The sequence below is a fragment of the Paenibacillus sp. FSL R7-0331 genome (assembly GCF_000758645.1).
GTDB lineage: Bacteria > Bacillota > Bacilli > Paenibacillales > Paenibacillaceae > Paenibacillus_AQ > Paenibacillus_AQ camerounensis.
Genome location: NZ_CP009284.1, coordinates 1665744 through 1688896, shown reverse-complemented (window position 1 = coordinate 1688896; position 23153 = coordinate 1665744). Strand labels below are relative to the sequence as shown.

General features: G+C 46.7%; 3 protein-coding genes and 1 pseudogene. All 4 read right to left on the bottom strand.

The window, feature by feature from the left end; all coding sequences use genetic code 11:
* Positions 1-14: 14 nt before the first annotated feature.
* Entirely contained in the window at positions 15-4709 is a 4695-nt protein-coding gene (locus R70331_RS07110; protein ID WP_042174071.1) for an SDR family NAD(P)-dependent oxidoreductase, read from the bottom strand.
* Positions 4710-4723: 14 nt separating this feature from the next.
* Positions 4724-5971, bottom strand: a complete 1248-nt coding sequence (gene fabD, locus R70331_RS07105; RefSeq protein WP_042174069.1) for an ACP S-malonyltransferase — start codon at positions 5969-5971, stop codon at positions 4724-4726.
* Between the two features lie 59 nt (positions 5972-6030).
* Positions 6031-6930: a phosphopantetheine-binding protein gene (locus tag R70331_RS32460; protein ID WP_231576491.1), complete on the bottom strand. Its 900-nt coding sequence runs from the start codon at positions 6928-6930 to the stop codon at positions 6031-6033.
* Positions 6904-23148 (bottom strand): annotated as a pseudogene (locus R70331_RS07095) (amino acid adenylation domain-containing protein); the annotation flags it as partial. The pseudogene R70331_RS07095 and the gene R70331_RS32460, both read right to left, overlap by 27 nt.
* Positions 23149-23153: the final 5 nt, after the last annotated feature.

Below are 23153 nucleotides of genomic sequence, written 5' to 3'. Positions count from 1 at the left end.
GTTAATGTCAATTTTTACTCATCAAGCAGTGCCAGTATTTGATCGAGATCCATATCGCCACCGACAAACTGTGCAACCATTTTTTCAAGATTCTTTTCGCTCTGTTCTTCCTCAATCACGAGCTTTTTCGTACTTGCGCTCACCTTGGACTCAATATAATTAGAAATATCCAAAACAGACGAATAAACAAAGATATCGGTAATGGCCGTAACTCCCGGGTAGGCTTTATTCAATTCCTTGTGCAGATAAGCAGCCAACAATGAGTTGCCTCCGGATTCGAAAAACTTGTCATGGAGATCGACTTCATCTACACTCAGCGTTTTAACCCAGGCGGAGATCACATGCTTTTCAATTTCCGTCAGTTTATCCATACTTTTCCCGGTCACGACAATGTCATGAAGATCTCGCTCAGTAGTCGTAGTTACCTTTGTGGCAGTTCCACGCTTTTTCTCTATTTTTTCAGAGAACTTTATTTTCTCCCCATACCCTTGACTTTCTGATGCTAATACAGAGTAATTGACGTCACCCACCAAAACTCTGGGCAACCCGGTTTGCAGCGCGTAAGCAAAGGCATTGGCCCCTTCTGTATCCTTAACAAAATGCACATACATTCCGTTTGCATTCAGACCATTAGCAACGGCCATACCCGACTCACTCCAACCTGTCCAGTTGATGGTCAGGCTTGGAATTCCTAAACTTCTACGATAATATGTAAAGCTGTCCAGATAGGCATTGGCCGCTATATAATCACTCTGCCCTGCTGCTCCAAACAGAGATGCGAACGACGAGCACATCACGAAGAAACTTAGTTGATCATCACGGGTCAATTCATGAAGCATCCATGTCCCGTAGACCTTCGGGCGTAAGACCGCCTCGAATGTTTCCCAATCCTTTTTCATAATGAATCCGTCACCCGCCACACCAGCGGTATGGATCACACCATCGATCGCTCCGTACTGATCCCGGATATCCTGCAACGTTTCCCTCAACTGTCCATAATCAGCGATATCCACCTGTAAAATCTCCAAATCTTTTCCATCCGACCAAAGTTTATTTACTTCATCGATCTTGTTCTGCAAGAAGATATCATCATGTACCTTTAACGCCTTAAACATCTCACGGGAAAACGTCCTATTCAGAAGAATGACGCGAATCGCCGGATTCACACTAAACAAATATCTGCAGATTGCTAGTCCCATGCCGCCTAATCCGCCCGTGATGATGTAAGTTCCTTGATCCTTGAGTTGCAGCTTTTTCTCAGCCAACTGCTCGGAGTAAGCAACCGTATCTAGCTGTTCTACATATCTCTTGTTATCTCTAAAAGCTACCGCGTACATCTTTTCGTCATAAAACAATTCATCCAGGAGGGACGCTAGCTCCGTATTTCTATCACAATCCACTGTGCGAGTTTTGATATTAGCGTACTCTTCTCCAATGCTAGCCCCCATCCCGGCCAGTGCACGATAAATTGGATATACTTGATCTTCATCCCCCGTTACGAAGGTCGCATTTGACGTCATCAAGACTAGGCGGATCTCTTGCCTAACGTCTTGTTTCAGCAGTGCTTTAATCAGGTCAAATGTGCTTTTCAAAATAATGCTTGTTTCATACACAACATCATGAACTGATTGAACATCCTCCATCGAAAGTGACGCCAGTTGTACGATGTACTTGATTCTCTCTTTAGGAAATAGACTCAGCCAACCTTCAAAATCATTATCTCCAGTAAGCTGGAACGCTACCATGCGGTGACCAAACCGGTGTTGCAGTGCTTCCATCAGCGGACTGAACTTCTGGTCAGGCCGATGCAATACTAAAAGGAGATCCTCATCACCTGGTAACATCAAGGCATTTTCGTGTGCCTTTTCATAAGAAACCCAGCTCGTTGCATGGTACATGTCTAATTGGCTGTTTTCTTTCCTCATAAAAGATTCCGGCTGATGCACTTTCTTAATGCTGTAGTCTTCCAGTTCGGCAATAACCCGTCCATTTTCCGTCAACAGTGTGATATCGAAGGCTGCAAATTCATCCGACTCGTTTCCATGAGTTTTTCTTTTAATGTGACTGTACAAATTTTCTGGAAGTGCCTCGTAGAACCTGGCTTTTGAACAAGAGAACGGCAAATACACACTTTGCAGGAGGAAATTCCCTCCATTTATTGCCGGGTCCAACATGGACGGAAATAAAAAGTAATTTTTTATGTCCTGTGTAAGAGATGAATTCAGTTCAAGGTGAAGCAAAACTTCATTGTCATTTAAATAGACGTCCTTTAAGTGGCCCCACTTTTCTCCATCGATCTCAACGATCGACAGCGTGCTTGGTTTTGTCGCCGTATCGGCCTTTTTACAACGGTCAATAATTTCATTTGCCTGCAAAGTAAATCGCACTTGTTCACATTCTTCACTCACCCTCAGTTCCAGATGAGGCGTCCACTCATGTTCATCATTATTTTTGCTGTAGCATGAGATGCTCAACTCAGAATTCTCCATTTTTGCAAGCGTGTGAACAACCCGCACTTCATCTTCCTTACAAACAAATGGGACTAAGTAGGATAATTCCTGAATCTCGAAATGATTTTTTTTCAAAAAACGGCTACTGACAAACTGAGCCATCTCAATAAATGCAGTTCCAGGTAAAACATACACACCGTTGATCTTATGAGATTTCAGTTCCCAACAGCTATCTATACTCATATCAGTGGCATACACCTGCATTTGATGAGTATCGAGAACACATTTATGAACCAAGGGATGAAGCTTCTCCAAGTTATTATTTTGCAATGGTGAAGCTTCTTTTTCAGGGAAGTTAATCCAGTAACGTTTATAATTAAAGGGATACGTAGGAATATTCACTCTATACCGAACCTCATTTTTATAAAACTGATGCCACTGAATGTCTGCTCCCTGAACATAAAGGTCTAAGATTTTCTGCAGCAGCTGCTCATATAAATTGGCATCCTGCTCCTCATTGACCTGTTCGATTAATAGATTTGCCTGCTCCGTTAATGACTTTTTCAAAGAAGAAGTAATATATCCCTCTATCTGCAGTTCTACATCTGTCACCTTATGTTCGCGATACATATAACGCTCATCAGTAAGCTGATGAATGTCAAATACTTGGTTTGAAAAATCATCGGTTGAATCGAGAATCATCGCAAACCGGCAATTGTAATGCCCGCGGCCGATATTAGCCGTATAACAGAAATCATCCAAACTACAATCTGGAAACCGCCGGAGATAGGTCTGATAATCCTTTATCAGACGCATAACCCCCTCTTTATTCTTCGCAGAGACGGTCAACAATCTTACTGGAGCGGTGCTTCCTTCCATTCTTTGCAACACAGGTGCTTCTTCCAAGACCAGATGACAGTTCGTACCGCTCATTCCAAAAGAGCTGACCCCACATCTTCTCGAACCGTATTCCGTTTCCCAGGGCACCAATGTGTCATTGATGTAAACCGGGGATGATATAAAGTTGATCTTTCGGTTAGGCACCTCAAAATGAAGAGTAGGCAGTAATTGCTTGTGCTTCAGCATCAAGATTGCTTTCACCAAGCCTGCTAGTCCCGAAGCACAGTCTAGATGCCCGGCATTTGATTTCACTGAACCGATTGCACAAAACTGCTTCTTATCTGTAAAACTGCCGAATGCCCGTTCGATACCATTGATTTCGACTGGATCTCCTAAATTAGTAGCGGTACCGTGCGCTTCAATATAAGTGATCGTTTCCGGATTAATCCCCGCATCCTTCCACGCTGCCTTGATGACTTCTTCTTGTGCAGCCGCATTTGGAGCTGTGATGCCGACGGATGCACCATCCTGATTGATGCTGCTGCCCTTAATTACAGCATAGATGTTATCGCGATCCCGTACGGCCTGACGGAGCGATTTAAGGACGATACAGATGACGCCTTCCCCTATACCAGTACCATCTGCGCGGTCATCAAATGTTTTAGTTCTGCCGGAAGAGGATTCGATTCCCATCTTCTTTCCATGCTGATGAGGAGGCAATGTCTTCAAGCGTACAGAACCCGCCAACGCCATCGAAACCTCACCGTCTCTAATTTGTTGACAAGCCAGATGAACAGCTACTAACGATGAAGAGCAAGATGTATCAACATTAACCGCCGGACCTTTTAAATTCAGAAAATAGCTAATTCGGCTTGCGATAATTGCGTCCACATTTCCTGACACCGCCACGCCATACATATAATTATCAGTCTCTTCAACCACCATATTGTATGGATTTTGTGGATTATTGTATCCCAGAAAAACTCCGGTTTTGCTTCCGTTCAAAATCCCTTTACCGTATCCGGAATCCTCTAAAGCAGTCCAGGCAGATTCAAGAAACAACCGTTGAGCCGGCTCCATCAATTCTGCTTCTGCTGGAGATAACTGAAAAAATCCGGCATCGAACATATCCAGCCGATCTATATAAGAGCATGGGGTCAGTTCTTCAGGCAATTGCCTATTAAACTTTAATTTATAGAACTGGTTAGCGTCCTTCCAGCGTTCTACTGGGAAATCCCGTATCAGATCAAAACCATTACTCAAATAATCCCAAAGTTCCTCGACGTTTTTAGCACTTCCGATCTTTGCGTCAATACCGATAATAGCAATGTCATTCCCCCCAACATCGGCGGCTGCAGATACAGGCACATCACTGGAATCGGGAAGAATCGAAAGATGCTTTAAAGCATTCAAATCCATAGAGATTCCCCCCCTTAATTGATCATGCTATAGTCAAAATCTTTGAACAAACCTTGGGTACCCGAATCATTAAACAATTGCTTGAATCTTGCAATTTGTTCGTCTCGCGGAGTTTTCTTGGTGCGAAACATTTTGAGCAGCATTTCAATTGCCAGTTGCATTTCTTCACTGGTTGCTACTCTGTCTTCTCTTTCGATAAGCTGCTGGATATCATTTATGTGATTATATGGTTCGATAACACCCTTACGATATGTTTCCTCATCCCAGTTGAAATTCCGGGTTGCTGCGGAGATTCCCAAGCTTCTCGACAAAAACGGAATATATTTGTTTTGAATGTATTTTTTTAGAGCAATTATTTCTGAAGGATTATCATAAGAGTAGGTTGGAAGATCGGACGTAATACCCTTCATCATGTTTTTCAGAACATTACCTGGCCCAAGCTCAACCGCATACTGTACCGTCAGCATCTTGGCATAGATCATGCAATTGACCCATTGTACAGGCATTACAATCTGAGCAGTCAGATTCTCAACAATGTCCTCTTTTCCCCCATAGGGTTTTGCTGTTACATTCGAAAGGACAGAATATTCGAGATCGTTGAACGTATATTTGGCCAGTTCCTCCTTGAAAAGCTCTGCAGCAGGCTGCATCAACTCGCAGTGGAAGGGTGCACTGACATTTAGTCGGCTCACCTTGATATCCTCTTTCTCCAATATCGTTACTACTTGATCTACTGCATTTCGATTACCGGAGATCACGGTTTGAGTTATCGAATTGAAGTTGGAGATGCTGGCAATCCCCTCCTTTCCCGATACCGATCTGCAAACCTCTTCAAGTTTATCGATATCTCGGGTCAATACAGCCACCATTGAACCGAGCTCGGGGGCAATGGTCTGCTGCATGAATTCCCCTCGTCTTCTCACAATCTTAACCGCATCAGAAAAATTGATAGCGCCAGCGCAAGTCAACGCTGAGATTTCCCCCAAGCTGTGACCGGCCATCAGATCAGGTGTAACCCCTTCTTCTTCCATAAAGACCCGGAACATTGCAACACTGGTGGTTAGAATAGCCGGCTGTGCATTGTACGTGAGTGTCAATTCTGACTTTTCACCCTCAAAGCACATTTTTTTCATATCCAAGGATAACGCTTCACTTGCTTGATCAAAAACATCGGATGCTGTTTTAAAGTTCTCACACAATTTCTTGCCCATTCCAACATACTGCGAACCTTGCCCCGGAAATACAATTGCCTTTTTAGTCATAATTTAGTGACTAGCCCATACATTCGTATGGGCTAGTCTACCCACCCTTCATATTTTTTTTATGCATATTCCAACAGGTATTGGACGATTTGAATCAATCCCCTCAATAACTCTTCTAGCTTTTGCTCAGAAACTTTTTTGTTAAAAACCTCAGCAGCAAATGTGACGGAATCTTCTCCAATATCAAAGGAAAGGGAGAAATCATAATAGTCCTTGTATAGTTCGTTACCACTAAATCGGTAGAGAAAAATTGGCATCAAACCTTTTTCCGCGCTTTTGATGTGGATCTTCGCTCTCTGGAATTTAGTCGCATCCTGATAGTTCTGATGGACAGTCTCCATAAGAACATTCAGGTCTTCTTCAGCTTCTACTTCAAAGGAGGCATAGTCCTTTTGATTGACAGCACATACCGCAAGTTGTTGCTGGCCAGTCGCATCAAACAACAAATAGCTGTAAGAGAACAACAGAAATTCATATAGTTTGAATTCATCGGTATCATGCATTGCTTTAATACTCTGATACAGGCTGCCGCTGTCCGTGACTTTGACCATAGAATCACGAAGCACTTTGTTGGACTGCTTAAAATAAGAATCAGGGAACGAAATCTGCGAGCAGGACATAGTTTCCAAACTGCTCATTTCAATATGCTCGGCAAGCTGTGCAATGGTTGGATTTGCAAATACATCACCAACTTTTACAACCCCAGGGTACTGCTCTTCAATTTGTGAAAGCATGACGGTGATCAGCAAGGAATTTCCACCTAAATCGAAAAAGTTATCGTCAATGCCGATTTCGTCGAAATGAAGTATGCTTCTCCAGATATTACTCAGGATGTGCTCACATTCATTATTAGCAGCTACAAATCGATTGGTCTTACGGAAGAGATCTAAGTCAGGTATAGGCAATGCATTTTTATCCAACTTTCCGCTTCTGGTAACTGGAAGACTATCAATCTGCATGATAAAGGCAGGAATCATGTATCCTGGTAGTACACCTTTGAGTGCATTCTTGATCTCGGTCGGATTAACCTGAACATCGGATATCACATAGGCTTGAATAGTGTTGTCTTCACGGTCATCCTTTCTTGCGATTACCACTGCATCAACGATGTGTTCCAGCTTACGCATCACACTTTCGATTTCAGCCAACTCAATTCGGAACCCTCTGATCTTGACCTGTTCGTCGATTCGTCCAAGATATTCGATGTTTCCATCAGGCAGCCAGCGGGCCAAGTCTCCGCTCCGATATAGTTTGCCGGCTCCAAATGGATTGGAAATAAATTTCTCGGCTGTTAATTCCGGCATATTCAGATACCCTCGAGCTATACCATCCCCTGCAAAACACAATTCACCTGGTATCCCGATTCCGCATAAATTCATTCCGTTCATAATATAGGCTTGTACATTAGAGATCGGCCGGCCTATCGGGACCGGATGCGGGATGTCACTTTTTCCGTCATATTCCCAGTGTGTAGCTAGTACTGTGTTTTCTGTCGGTCCATAGGCATTGACATATCTGCAAAGGCTGCCCGCCTTTTGAATAATTGCTGCATTGGATGCCGAACCGCCGGTCGTGAGCACCTTCAAGCCTGTAAGCTGAGTCTGCAAATAGTACTGTGGCGGCAACAAGGCCAACGTGATTCCACTCTGGTTAACAAACTCATTAAATCTTCCGGTGTCCGCAATTATCTCTTTCGTGATTAACGTCAGCCTTGCACCAAGCAGGAGTGACAACGTCATTTCCCACACTGCAGCGTCAAAGACATAGTTGGAAAATTGCAGAACGTTGTCTTGATCGGTTACTTGGTATAGATTCTTCAGATAGATACGCATGGCTGTAATGCCTTGGTGCTGCAGCATGACACCCTTAGGCTGACCAGTAGTTCCCGAGGTATAAATGACATAGGCCAAGTCATCGGGCTTGTTTACTTTATCCGGATCTTCATACACACTTTCCCAAATCGAAGGATCTGCAAGATCGAGAACAGAAAGTTCAGTATTTAAATCCGTTTTGTAAAGAAGCACTGCTTTGGGTCGACAATCCTCCAGAATAAACTGGATACGCTCTTCTGGAAAGGTAGGATCAATCGGTACATAGGCACCGCCCGCCTTCATGATTCCATAGATCCCGACGATCATCTCGATACTACGCTCGGTCATGATGGCAACCCTGTCATCTGGTCTTATCCCCAGCCGGCGGAGTTTCCATGCGACTTGATTAACTTTCCGGTTTAGTTCCGCATACGTCAGTCGTTCTTCCTGAAAAACGACTGCAATCTCATCAGGTGTTTTCTTAACCTGCTCCTCAAACAAATCTACAACAGTCCGGTCTCGTGCATACTCAACAGCCGTATCATTGAATCCGCTGAGGATTTGGAGTTTCTCCTGTTCAGTAATCGTCTCAATCTCGGACAATTTCCGGTTAGGATTTTCACCAATGGCCTGCAGCACTTTTTCAATTCTGGCTAGAATGCTCTGAATTTCTTCCTTGGCATATACATTTGGATTATAAAGAAGGTCAAATACCAGACGCTCTTCATCTTGATACGCACACAATGTTATATCATAGTTGGTCTGCTCTCTGGACGACTCCAGTGTAAACGAGAGCCCGCCTTCCCCGGCCTTCAGCTTTTCTTCATCAATAAAGTAGTTTTCGTATACATAAAGCACTTTGATCAGGTGATTCTTCTGCTGGCTTGAAGACTGAATTTCAGCGAGGGAGCAATAGGAATATGGGTCGCTCTCCGTTCCTTGCTTCTGGAGATTCTTGAGCAGCTCTATTGCGGTCATGTCCTCGCTGCCTTTGACTCTCGTCGGAATGGTATTGATAAACAATCCGATAATATTCTCGATGCCTCGCACGTTTGCCTGACGACCTGAAACAATCTTTCCAAATACGACATCCCGGGTACCGCTGTATGCCTGCAAAACGATTCCCCATGCAGCCTCTACCAAAGTATTGGCTGTCAATTGATGAGCCGCGGCGGCCTGGAAAAGCATTTTACTGGTCTCGCCAGACACCTTGACGACTTCCCGCTGAACCTGCAGCTCCGTCACCGGGGGCTTCGTCACCGGTTTAATCTCAGCCGTTTCCTCATAATCGCTCAGCAGCTTCTCCCAATAGGACAGCCCTTGTTCCTGATCCTGCTTCTCCAGCCATTCGATATACTCCCCATAGGAAGCATTCTGTTTCTTTTCCTCCCTCACCATCTGTTCCAGCTCATCCCGGCTGCTGCCTTCGTTCAACATCCTATAGAATCTGTTGAAATCGCCGTACAGCAAGGACAAGCACCAGCCGTCCAAGATGATATGGTGATAATTCCAAATCAATTTGTGACTGCCCTCGCTAGCTCTAAGGTATTGAACCCGCAGCAGCGGATCTTGCTCCAAGTTAAATCCGCGTTTGATATGGCCTTCCGCTATCGCGGCGATTCTTTCCGCTTGCTCAGGTTGCTCAAGTCCCGACAGATCCGTTCTTTCATACCCGATTTCCCTGTCATGCAGCAGCACCTGTCTCGGCTTGGAGAGGTTTTCGTGCACAATCGCCGTCCGCAATACATCATGCCTCAGGGCAAGCAATTGCAGGGCCTGCTGAATATAGGCTTCTTCAACATCGCTTCCGATAGAAAATAGGCTCTGGATGATATAATTTGTGGATTCCTTATCGGCAATGTCGTGGAATAGCATCCCCCCCTGCAGTGGGGTAAGGGCGTATATGTCCTCGATCCGCGACGTTCTCTCGAAAGCGTTCTGTATAACGGATAAATCCGTGTTCGTTAAATCGGATACAGAATAATCCGAAGGGGTCTTCACCGTTTCCTTTTGCAGGAGACAATACTCAATGATCTCAAGCAGACTTTGTTTGTACAGGGATGTGAACTTTTCTATCCGTACACCAGAGTACAGGCTTTTGTCATAGGCTAAGGTCAGGCTGAGCCGGCCCCCGGAAATATATCCGTTAAAGCTCACTTTTCCCGGTAAGATATTTTCATCTGCTGAGCTTTTTCCTGCGGAAAAGAAGCTTAGCTTACCGTCTTTGGCCTCGGCATCCATTTGTCCCAAATAATTAAACTGGATGTCAGCTGCGAGATCCGGAAGCTCCGGCTTCAGCACCCCGTATCCCAGGCCATGATTCGGAACTTTCCGCAGCATTTCCTTTGTCGCCACAATCATTTCGTGCAGCTCTTCATGACATGCGATGACAATCGGATACATGCTTGTAAACCAGCCGACGGTCCGGTCAATTTCCATCTTCGTATGGATTTCTTCCCGGCCGTGGCCCTCCAGTCCAACGGACACAACGGCTTGCCCCGTCAGCCTTTGGACAGACATACCGATGGCGCTGATCAACAGGTCATTTATTTCAGTGTTAAATGCCCTTCCTGCCCGGTGAACCAGCTGCTCCGTCTCTTCTTTACTCAAGGTGATCTCCAGGCTGGCGAATCCGGTAGCACCGGTATATTCACTTGCAATATGGCCCTGTTCCATCTGTGACATGACCTGTTCCCAATACGTCCGTTCTTTTTGAAGCTGACGGCTGCCTTTATAGGCTTCCAGCGCTTCTGCCCATTCCTTGAACGAGGCCGTCTTGGCCGGCAAGTTAATACTCCGGCCTTCCTTCACCTGCTGTAAAGCCGTTCTTAAGTCTTCCTGCAGGATGCGCCAAGATACGCCGTCCACAATCAAATGGTGCAAGCAGAGGAAGAGGAGGTTCCTCCCGGCAGTCCGGAACAATGCCGCTTTCATCAGGGGTCCCTGTTCCAGATCCATACTACTCTGCAGTTCGGTACAGGCGGCTTCGATCCGGTCCCTTACTTGCGCTTCACCCCGGACATCAAACACCTTTAACTCATACAATTTGCTTTCACGGCTGCCCAGAATTTCAAGGCGGCCCTTCCGATAGACGGACCGGATGATATCATGATGCACAGCCAAAGCGGTGAGCACCTTGTGGATTTGGGCTTCATCCACAAGATCAATCTCCAGCATGATATCCTGGTTGAAATGCTGCGGGACGGGAAGCTGCCACAATGCAAACGCCTCTATGATCGGTGTCGGGATCACGGGTCCTGTCACTTCATTTTGCTCATAGCGGTTTTCGCTGACTGCCTCAACCGCGTGAGCGATCGCTTCCACCGTATATTTGCCCATGATCTCCTTAACGGAGATGCTGTACCCTGCGCTTCTCATCTTCGATACGATGCGGATCGCTTTGATGGAATCTCCGCCAAGTTCAAAGAAGCTATCCTCCGCCCCAACCCTTTCCACACCCAGCACCTGACTAAAGACCTGACACAGCGTCTCTTCGATTTCGTTTCTCGGCGCAACATAATCGTGTTGGCTGCTTGCTACTATCTCCGGAAGTGCTCTTCTGTCCAACTTTCCATTTGGAGTGACCGGAATACTGTCGATCTGCATCATATGAGCCGGAATCATGTAAGAAGGCAATATTTTGTTAAGAGTATCCCGGATATCCGGCAAGCGGATCGGCGTATCGGATACCAGATAAGCGAAGAGGGCCATCTCTCCCGAAGTATCTTCTTGTGCAAGCACAACCGCATCTTGCATCAAATCGATCCTTCTGAGTGTACTTTCGATTTCACCCAGCTCAATTCGGAAGCCCCTGATCTTAACCTGTTCGTCAATTCGTCCTAAGTATTCAATGTTGCCATTAGGTAACCATCTTGCCAAATCTCCGGTACGATACAGTTTGCCTGCTCCAAACGGATTGGTGATCAACTTCTCGGCTGTTAAATCCGGCTTGTTCAGGTATCCTCTCATCAGACCATCGCCCGCGATGCAGAGCTCTCCGGGGATGCCAATTCCGCAGAGTCTATTCTGATTTAGAATGTAGACTTGCGTATTGGCAATCGGTTTGCCGATCGGAATCAGCTCAAAGCACTCAGGAATTTCATAAGTTGTTGTAAATGTTGTGTTTTCTGTCGGCCCGTAACCGTTGATCAATCTAACCTGATTCTTCCGGTTTTTTAACATTCTCACATGTTCTTCCGAGAGCCTCTCTCCGCCAATCAACAATTCGTTTAGACTGTCAAACATCTCGACATCAGTCTGAATCATTAAGTTGTACAAAGAGGCTGTAATCCACATCGTGCTTACTTGATAACGGAGTATGTGCTCTTTCAGACTCTTGTTGTCGGTGATTACCTCCTGAGATGCAAGCACCAGAGTCCCCCATGAAGGAGTGCTCCCCACATTTCAAACGTGGATGCGTCAAAGGACATAGATCCCGTTTGTAAAATTACTCTCTTTTCATCCAGTTCCACATAGTTAGTATTCGTGACCAATCGAATGATGCTTTTATGCTCAATCAGGCTGCCTTTCGGCTTACCGGTTGTGCCAGAAGTATAGATGCAATACGCTAAATCCCCCGATTTATTCACACTTACCGGATTATTCGCCTCACCTTCCCAAATCTTATGATCTGCAAGATTTATGACAGATAATTCCGTTTCGAGTTCTGAGCTGCAAATGAGCACCACTTTAGACTGGCAGTCCTTCAAGATATACTGAATTCGATCTTCCGGATACATCGGATCAATTGGGACATAAGCCCCTCCTGCTTTTAGAATTCCGCAAATACCGATAATCGTCTCGATTCTACGCTCAACTAAAATAGCTACAAGATCATCTGGTTTTACACCTAAATCGCGCAGTTTGCCTGCCAGCTGATTGGCCTTATGGTTCAGCTCAGCATAAGTCATTTGCTGCTCCCCAAAAGCAACCGCCGTTTTTGCAGGGAATTTCCTAACCTGCTCCTCAAACAGATCTACGACAGTCCGGTCTCGTGCATACTCAACAGCCGTATCATTGAATCCGCTGAGGATTTGGAGTTTCTCCTGTTCAGTAATCGTCTCAATCTCGGACAATTTCCGGTTAGGATTTTCACCAATGGCCTGCAGCACTTTTTCAATTCTGGCTAGAATGCTCTGAATTTCTTCCTTGGCATATACATTTGGATTATAAAGAAGGTCAAATACCAGACGCTCTTCATCTTGATACGCACACAATGTTATATCATAGTTGGTCTGCTCTCTGGACGACTCCAGTGTAAACGAGAGCCCGCCTTCCCCGGCCTTCAGCTTTTCTTCATCAATAAAGTAGTTTTCGTATACATAAAGCACTTTGATCAGGTGATTCTTCTGCTGGCTTGAAGACTGAATTTCAGCGAGGGAGCAATAGGAATATGGGTCGCTCTCCGTTCCTTGCTTCTGGAGATTCTTGAGCAGCTCTATTGCGGTCATGTCCTCGCTGCCTTTGACTCTCGTCGGAATGGTATTGATAAACAATCCGATAATATTCTCGATGCCTCGCACGTTTGCCTGACGACCTGAAACAATCTTTCCAAATACGACATCCCGGGTACCGCTGTATGCCTGCAAAACGATTCCCCATGCAGCCTCTACCAAAGTATTGGCTGTCAATTGATGAGCCGCGGCGGCCTGGAAAAGCATTTTACTGGTCTCGCCAGACACCTTGACGACTTCCCGCTGAACCTGCAGCTCCGTCACCGGGGGCTTCGTCACCGGTTTAATCTCAGCCGTTTCCTCATAATCGCTCAGCAGCTTCTCCCAATAGGACAGCCCTTGTTCCTGATCCTGCTTCTCCAGCCATTCGATATACTCCCCATAGGAAGCATTCTGTTTCTTTTCCTCCCTCACCATCTGTTCCAGCTCATCCCGGCTGCTGCCTTCGTTCAACATCCTATAGAATCTGTTGAAATCGCCGTACAGCAAGGACAAGCACCAGCCGTCCAAGATGATATGGTGATAATTCCAAATCAATTTGTGACTGCCCTCGCTAGCTCTAAGGTATTGAACCCGCAGCAGCGGATCTTGCTCCAAGTTAAATCCGCGTTTGATATGGCCTTCCGCTATCGCGGCGATTCTTTCCGCTTGCTCAGGTTGCTCAAGTCCCGACAGATCCGTTCTTTCATACCCGATTTCCCTGTCATGCAGCAGCACCTGTCTCGGCTTGGAGAGGTTTTCGTGCACAATCGCCGTCCGCAATACATCATGCCTCAGGGCAAGCAATTGCAGGGCCTGCTGAATATAGGCTTCTTCAACATCGCTTCCGATAGAAAATAGGCTCTGGATGATATAATTTGTGGATTCCTTATCGGCAATGTCGTGGAATAGCATCCCCCCCTGCAGTGGGGTAAGGGCGTATATGTCCTCGATCCGCGACGTTCTCTCGAAAGCGTTCTGTATAACGGATAAATCCGTGTTCGTTAAATCGGATACAGAATAATCCGAAGGGGTCTTCACCGTTTCCTTTTGCAGGAGACAATACTCAATAATCTCTAGCAGACTTTGTTTGTACAGGGATGTGAACTTTTCCATCCGTACGCCAGAGTACAGGCTTTTGTCATACGCTAAGGTCAGGCTGAGCCGGCCCCCGGAAATATATCCGTTAAAGCTCACTTTTCCCGGTAAGATATTTTCATCTGCTGAGCTTTTTCCTGCGGAAAAGAAGCTTAGCTTACCGTCTTTGGCCTCGGCATCCATTTGTCCCAAATAATTAAACTGGATGTCAGCTGCGAGATCCGGAAGCTCCGGCTTCAGCACCCCGTATCCCAGGCCATGATTCGGAACTTTCCGCAGCATTTCCTTTGTCGCCACAATCATTTCGTGCAGCTCTTCATGACATGCGATGACAATCGGATACATGCTTGTAAACCAGCCGACGGTCCGGTCAATTTCCATCTTCGTATGGATTTCTTCCCGGCCGTGGCCCTCCAGTCCAACGGACACAACGGCTTGCCCCGTCAGCCTTTGGACAGACATACCGATGGCGCTGATCAACAGGTCATTTATTTCAGTGTTAAATGCCCTACCTGCCCGGTGAACCAGTTGCTCCGTCTCTTCTTTACTCAAGGTGATCTCCAGGCTGGCAAATCCGGTAGCACCGGTATATTCATCCCTTGCAATATGGCCCTGTTCCATCTGTGACATGACCTGTTCCCAATACGTCCGTTCTTTTTGAAGCTGACGGCTGCCTTTATAGGCTTCCAGCGCTTCTGCCCATTCCTTGAACGAGGCCGTCTTGGCCGGCAAGTTAATACTCCGGCCTTCCTTCACCTGCTGTAAAGCCGTCCTTAAGTCTTCCTGCAGGATGCGCCAAGATACGCCGTCCACAATCAAATGGTGCAAGCAGAGGAAGAGGAGGTTCCTCCCGGCAGTCCGGAACAATGCCGCTTTCATCAGGGGTCCCTGTTCCAGATCCATACTACTCTGCAGTTCGGTACAGGCGGCTTCGATCCGGTCCCTTACTTGCGCTTCACCCCGGACATCAAACACCTTTAACTCATACAATTTGCTTTCACGGCTGCCCAGAATTTCAAGGCGGCCCTTCCGATAGACGGACCGGATGATATCATGATGCACAGCCAAAGCGGTGAGCACCTTGTGGATTTGGGCTTCATCCACAAGATCAATCTCCAGCATGATATCCTGGTTGAAATGCTGCGGGACGGGAAGCTGCCACAATGCAAACGCCTCTATGATCGGTGTCGGGATCACGGGTCCTGTCACTTCATTTTGCTCATAGCGGTTTTCGCTGACTGCCTCAACCGCGTGAGCGATCGCTTCCACCGTATATTTGCCCATGATCTCCTTAATGGAGACGCTGTACCCTGCGCTTCTCATCTTCGATACGATGCGGATCGCTTTGATGGAATCTCCGCCAAGTTCAAAGAAGCTATCCTCCGCCCCAACCCTTTCCACACCCAGCACCTGACTAAAGACCTGACACAGCGCTTCTTCGATTTCGTTTCTCGGCGCAACATAGTCACGTGTACTCGTTACTTCGATGTGTGGAAGCGCCCGCTTATCGACCTTTCCGCTTCTTGTGACCGGAATGCTGTCCATTCGCATGAAGTATGCAGGGATCATATATTCCGGCAACGACGCTCCCAGGTTCTTCTTAAGTACGGACTCGCTCATTTCTGTGTCGGATACCAGATAAGCGCAGAGTGCAGAATCTCCTGATTGGTCTTTGGCAGCAATGACAGCTACATCCACAATCCCTTCTATAAGTCGCATGGCACTTTCAATTTCACCCAGTTCGATCCGGAAGCCTCTGATCTTGACCTGCTCATCGATCCGCCCCTGGTATTCGATGTTGCCGTCGGGCAGCCATCTAGCCAAATCTCCCGAGCGATACAGCTTACCTTCTCCAAACGGATTATCGATAAATTTCTCCGCTGTCAGCTCCGGTCTGTTCAAATAACCTCTTGCTAAGCCCGCACCGGCTATACACAGTTCTCCCGGAATCCCTATTCCGCACAAATTCATTCCATTCAGTATATAGATCTGTGAGTTTGAAATCGGTTTGCCTATCGGGACACTTTCCGGTATTTCACTTTTCCCGTCATATTCCCAGTGTGTGGCCTGGACTGTATTTTCCGTTGGTCCGAATGCATTGATATATCTGCCTCTGCCGCCAAGTTTTTTGATAACTTCCGGGCTTGAGGCCGACCCTGCCGTCGTTATTACGTTTACGCTCGGCAGGTCAGTCAGCAGATAAAACTGCGGTGGTAATACTGTCATCGTTATTCCACTTTGCTTTACAAATTCATTAAATCTTCTAATGTCTGAAATGATAGCTTGTGTGGGAAGCGTCAGTCTGGCTCCTACCAATAAGGAAAGAGTCATTTCCCAAACCGAAGCATCAAATATATAGTTTGCAAACTGTAGAATATTATCTTGCTCTGTTACTCTATATGTATCCAGCAAATGGGTTCTCAAAGATGCAACGCCACTGTGCTTAACCAAGACCCCTTTCGGTGTACCCGTTGTTCCCGAAGTGTAGATTACATAAGCCAAATCCTCAGGTTGGTTTATCTTTTTCAGGTTTGTAGACACCCCACCCCAATTCTCCCTCTCTGCGAGATCGATTATTGGCATACCCGCATTAAGTTTCAGGTCTGTCTGGTAGATCAGAATAGCTTTGGGCTGGCTATCCTGGAGCATGAATGCGATTCTCTCTTCCGGAAAGGTAGGGTCTAGCGGTACATAAGCTCCTCCCGCTTTCAGAATTCCATAGATCGCTACAATCATCTCGATACTCCGCTCTGCCAGAATGGCAACGAAGTCATCCGGTTTCACACCCATCTTGCGCAGTTTCCTTGCCAGTTGGTTGGCCTTTCGGTTCAACTCAGCATAAGTAAGCTGCTCATCCCCGAATACTACCGCTATATGATCAGGTGTTTTTCTCACCTGCTCCTCAAACAGATCTACGACAGTCCGGTCTCGTGCATACTCAACAGCCGTATCATTGAATCCGCTGAGGATTTGGAGTTTCTCCTGTTCAGTAATCGTCTCAATCTCGGACAATTTCCGGTTAGGATTTTCACCAATGGCCTGCAGCACTTTTTCAATTCTGGCTAGAATGCTCTGAATTTCTTCCTTGGCATATACATTTGGATTATAAAGAAGGTCAAATACCAGACGCTCTTCATCTTGATATGCACACAATGTTATATCATAGTTGGTCTGCTCTCTGGACGACTCCAGTGTAAACGAGAGCCCGCCTTCCCCGGCCTTCAGCTTTTCTTCATCAATAAAGTAGTTTTCGTATACATAAAGCACTTTGATCAGGTGATTCTTCTGCTGGCTTGAAGACTGAATTTCAGCGAGGGAGCAATAGGAATATGGGTCGCTCTCGATCCCTTGCTTCTGGAGATTCTTGAGCAGCTCCATTGCGGTCATGTCCTCGCTGCCTTTGACTCTCGTCGGAATGGTATTGATAAACAATCCGATAATATTCTCGATGCCTCGCACATTTGCCTGACGACCTGAAACAATCTTTCCAAATACGACATCCCGGGTACCGCTATATGCCTGCAAAACGATTCCCCATGCAGCCTCTACCAAAGTATTGGCTGTCAATTGATGAGCCGCGGCGGCCTGTAAAAGCATTTTACTGGTCTCGCCAGACACCTTGACGACTTCCCGCTGAACCTGCAGCTCCGTCACCGGGGGCTTCGTCACCGGCTTGATCTCAGCCGTTTCCTCATAATCGCTCAGCAGCTTCTCCCAATAGGACAGCCCTTGTTCCTGATCTTGCTTCTCCAGCCATTCGATATACTCCCCATAGGAAGCATTCTGTTTCTTTTCCTCCCTCACCATCTGTTCCAGCTCATCCCGGCTGCTGCCTTCGTTCAACATCCTATAGAATCTGTTGAAATCGCCGTACAGCAAGGACAAGCACCAGCCGTCCAAGATGATATGGTGATGATTCCAAATCAATTTGTGACTGCCTTCACTAATCCTAAGATAATGAACCCGCAGCAGCGGATCTTGCTCCAAGTTAAATCCGCGTTTGATATGGCCTTCTGCTATCGCGGCGATTCTTTCCGCTTGCTCAGGTTGCTCAAGTCCCGACAGATCCGTTCTTTCATACCCGATTTCCCTGTCATGCAGCAGCACCTGTCTCGGCTCGGAGAGGTTTTCGTGCACAATCGCCGTCCGCAATACATCATGCCTCAGGGCAAGCAATTGCAGGGCCTGCTGAATATAGGCTTCTTCAACATCGCTTCCGATAGAAAATAGGCTCTGGATGATATAATTTGTGGATTCCTTATCGGCAATGTCGTGGAATAGCATCCCCCCCTGCAGTGGGGTAAGGGCGTATATGTCCTCGATCCGCGACGTTCTCTCGAAAGCGTTCTGTATAACGGATAAATCCGTGTTCGTTAAATCGGATACAGAATAATCCGAAGGGGTCTTCACCGTTTCCTTTTGCAGGAGACAATACTCAATAATCTCAAGCAGACTTTGTTTGTACAGGGATGTGAACTTTTCCATCCGTACACCAGAGTACAGGCTTTTGTCATAGGCTAAGGTCAGGCTGAGCCGGCCCCCGGAAATATATCCGTTAAAGCTCACTTTTCCCGGTAAGATATTTTCATCTGCTGAGCTTTTTCCTGCGGAAAAGAAGCTTAGCTTACCGTCTTTGGCCTCGGCATCCATTTGTCCCAAATAATTAAACTGGATGTCAGCTGCGAGATCCGGAAGCTCCGGCTTCAGCACCCCGTATCCCAGGCCATGATTCGGAACTTTCCGCAGCATTTCCTTTGTCGCCATAATCATTTCGTGCAGCTCTTCATGACATGCGATGACAATCGGATACATGCTTGTAAACCAGCCGACGGTCCGGTCAATTTCCATCTTCGTATGGATTTCTTCCCGGCCGTGGCCCTCCAGTCCAACGGACACAACGGCTTGCCCCGTCAGCCTTTGGACAGACATACCGATGGCGCTGATCAACAGGTCATTTATTTCAGTGTTAAATGCCCTACCTGCCCGGTGAACCAGTTGCTCCGTCTCTTCTTTACTCAAGGTGATCTCCAGGCTGGCGAATCCGGTAGCACCGGTATATTCATCCCTTGCAATATGGCCCTGTTCCATCTGTGACATGACCTGTTCCCAATACGTCCGTTCTTTTTGAAGCTGACGGCTGCCTTTATAGGCCTCCAGCGCTTCTGCCCATTCCTTGAACGAGGCCGTCTTAGCCGGCAAGTGGATACTCCGGCCTTCCTTCACCTGCTGCAAAGCCGTCCTTAAGTCTTCCTGCAGGATGCGCCAAGATACGCCGTCCACAATCAAATGGTGCAAGCAGAGGAAGAGGAGGTTCCTCCCGGCAGTCCGGAACAATGCCGCTTTCATCAGGGGTCCCTGTTCTAAGTCCATACTACTCTGCAGTTCGGTACAGGCGGCTTCGATCCGGTCCCTTACTTGCGCTTCACCCCGGACATCAAACACCTTTAACTCATACAATTTGCTTTCACGGCTGCCCAGAATTTCAAGGCGGCCCTTCCGATAGACGGACCGGATGATATCATGATGCACAGCCAAAGCGGTGAGCACCTTGTGGATTTGGGCTTCATCCACAAGATCAATCTCCAGCATGATATCCTGGTTGAAATGCTGCGGGACGGGAAGCTGCCACAATGCAAACGCCTCTATGATCGGTGTCGGGATCACGGGTCCTGTCACTTCATTTTGCTCATAGCGGTTTTCGCTGACTGCCTCAACCGCGTGAGCGATCGCTTCCACCGTATATTTGCCCATGATCTCCTTAATGGAGACGCTGTACCCTGCGCTTCTCATCTTCGATACGATGCGGATCGCTTTGATGGAGTCTCCGCCAAGTTCAAAGAAGCTATCCTCCGCCCCAACCCTTTCCACACCCAGCACCTGACTAAAGACCTGACACAGCGCTTCTTCGATTTCGTTTCTCGGCGCAACATAGTCACGTGTACTCGTTACTTCGATGTGTGGAAGCGCCCGCTTATCGACCTTTCCGCTTCTTGTGACCGGAATGCTGTCCATTCGCATGAAGTATGCAGGGATCATATATTCCGGCAACGACGCTCCCAGGTTCTTCTTAAGTACGGACTCGCTCATTTCTGTGTCGGATACCAGATAAGCGCAGAGTGCAGAATCTCCTGATTGGTCTTTGGCAGCAATGACAGCTACGTCCACAATCCCTTCAATAAGTCGCATGGCACTTTCAATTTCACCCAGTTCGATCCGGAAGCCTCTGATCTTGACCTGCTCATCGATCCGCCCCTGGTATTCGATGTTGCCGTCGGGCAGCCATCTAGCCAAATCTCCCGAGCGATACAGCTTACCTTCTCCAAACGGATTATCGATAAATTTCTCCGCTGTCAGCTCCGGTCTGTTCAAATAACCTCTTGCTAAGCCCGCACCGGCTATACACAGTTCTCCCGGAATCCCTATTCCGCACAAATTCATTCCATTCAGTATATAGATCTGTGAGTTTGAAATCGGTTTGCCTATCGGGACACTTTCCGGTATTTCACTTTTCCCGTCATATTCCCAGTGTGTGGCCTGGACTGTATTTTCCGTTGGTCCGAATGCATTGATATATCTGCCTCTGCCGCCAGATTTTTTGATAACTTCCGGGCTTGAGGCCGACCCTGCCGTCGTTATTACGTTTACGCCCGGCAGGTCAGTCAGCAGATAAAACTGCGGTGGTAATACTGTCATCGTTATTCCACTTTGCTTTACAAATTCATTAAATCTTCTAATGTCTGAAATGATAGCTTGTGTGGGAAGCGTCAGCCTCGCTCCTACCAATAAGGAAAGAGTCATTTCCGTAACCGAAGCATCAAATATATAGTTTGCAAACTGTAGAATATTATCTTGCTCTGTTACTCTATATGTATCCAGCAAATAGGTTCTGAAGGATACAACACTACTGTGTCTAACCAGGACCCCTTTCGGTGTACCCGTTGTTCCCGAAGTGTAGATTACATAAGCCAAATCCTCAGGTTGGTTTACCTTTCCCGGGTTTGTGGACTCCCCACTCCAATTCTCCCTCTCTGCGAGATCAATTATTGGCATACCCGCATTAAGTTTCAGGTCTGCCTGGTAGACAAGAATAGCTTTGGGCTGGCTATCCTGGAGCATGAATGCGATTCTCTCTTCCGGAAAGGTAGGGTCTAGCGGTACATAAGCTCCTCCCGCTTTCAGAATTCCATAGATCGCTACAATCATCTCGATGCTCCGCTCTGCCAGAATGGCAACGAAGTCATCCGGCTTCACGCCCATTTTGCGCAGTTTCCTTGCCAGTTGGTTGGCCTTTCGGTTCAACTCAGCATAAGTAAGCTGCTCATCCCCGAATACTACTGCTATATGATCAGGTGTTTTTCTCACCTGCTCCTCGAACATATCCACTACCGTTCGGTCCCTTGGGTATTCGACAGTCGTGTCGTTGAACTCACCAAGGATTCTGGCCTTCTCCTCTGGGGTAACCGTCTCAATTGCAGAGACCCTACCAGCCGGATTGGCTGTAAGAGACAATAACACGGTTTGAACTTTGGATAGTACGCTCTCGATTTCGTCCTTTACGAACACACTGGGGTCGTACATGATTTTCAGATTCAAATAACCATCTTCAAGACTTGCAACCAGAACAATTGCATAATTAACCTTTTCTCTAGACGATTCAAACTGTAATTGAATCCCGTCTTCATCGTCCCTCAGCAAGACTTCTTCGAATTCGTAGTTTTCAAATACATACAAAACTTTAACCAAATCGGACTTCTGTTTCGTTAATCCCATAATTTGCGGAAGTGGACAGTAAGAATATTCATTACCCTTCATCCCCTGTATCTGCAGCTCATTCAGAAGTTTCGAAACAGTTGTATCTTCTTCACATCTGACTCTAGTAGGGATGGTCGAAATAAATAAGCCCACGATCTGTTCGATTCCCCTGATATCTGCATGTCTACCTGACACAATCTTCCCAAACACTACATCCTTGGTCCCGCTATATGCCTGAAGAACAATCCCCCACGCAGCCTCTGTAACCGTATTAATTGTGACATGGTTGGAACTGGCCAGATCTAGCAGGCTTTGCGTTTGTTCTTTAGACATCACGATACGGCTCTCTAACACATGCTCATCCACGGGTTGGGGCTTTTTCATCGGCTTGATGTCAGCTGTTTCATCATAATCTGCTAATAGCTCCTCCCAATAGGAAAGACCAAGTTCTTTATCCTGTCTTTCCAGCCATTGGAGGTATTCGCCATATTCCGCGGTCCGCTTTTTTTCGCCAGTAATCATCCGTTCTAAATCACTCATACTTCTTCCGATTTCAAGCAAATCATAATAGCGTTTAAAATCGCTGTATAGCAGCGACAAGCACCAGCCGTCTATGATGATATGATGGAATGTCCAAATCATTTTGTATCTGTCATGACCTAATGCGATAAGCTTGATTCGTAGCAGAGAATCCCGCTGCAGATCAAAGCCACGCTCGACATCCAGTCGAGCTACCTCATCCAACCGGCTGACTTGCTCCGCTTCACACAATTCTGACATATCGATTCGTTCATATTCAGCTTCCCTGTTCCTTAGGATTACTTGCCTTGGAGCTTCCAGCTTCTCAAATACGATTGACGTCCTCAGAACCTCATACCTCATGAAAAGGAGCTTCAAAGCCTGCTGAGTTGTTGCTTCAGAAATGTACCCGCTCGATTTAAATCTATTTTGAATGACATAACTGGTCGATTCTCCGTGCGCAAGCTTGTGGTACAGCATCCCCTCCTGCATCGGGGTAAGAGAATAGATATTTGCAATTGTAGGGTTTATGACACTTCTTTGACTCATGTCGAATATCGGCCACCTTTA

What these genes read in the sequence shown, in the direction of transcription:
- R70331_RS32460 (WP_231576491.1), bottom strand. Translation starts at nt 6,930, where the DNA reads ATGCAGATTGATAGTCTTCCAGTTACCAGAAGCGGAAAGTTGGATAAA.
- fabD (WP_042174069.1), bottom strand. Translation starts at nt 5,971, where the DNA reads ATGACTAAAAAGGCAATTGTATTTCCGGGGCAAGGTTCGCAGTATGTT.
- R70331_RS07110 (WP_042174071.1), bottom strand. Translation starts at nt 4,709, where the DNA reads ATGGATTTGAATGCTTTAAAGCATCTTTCGATTCTTCCCGATTCCAGT.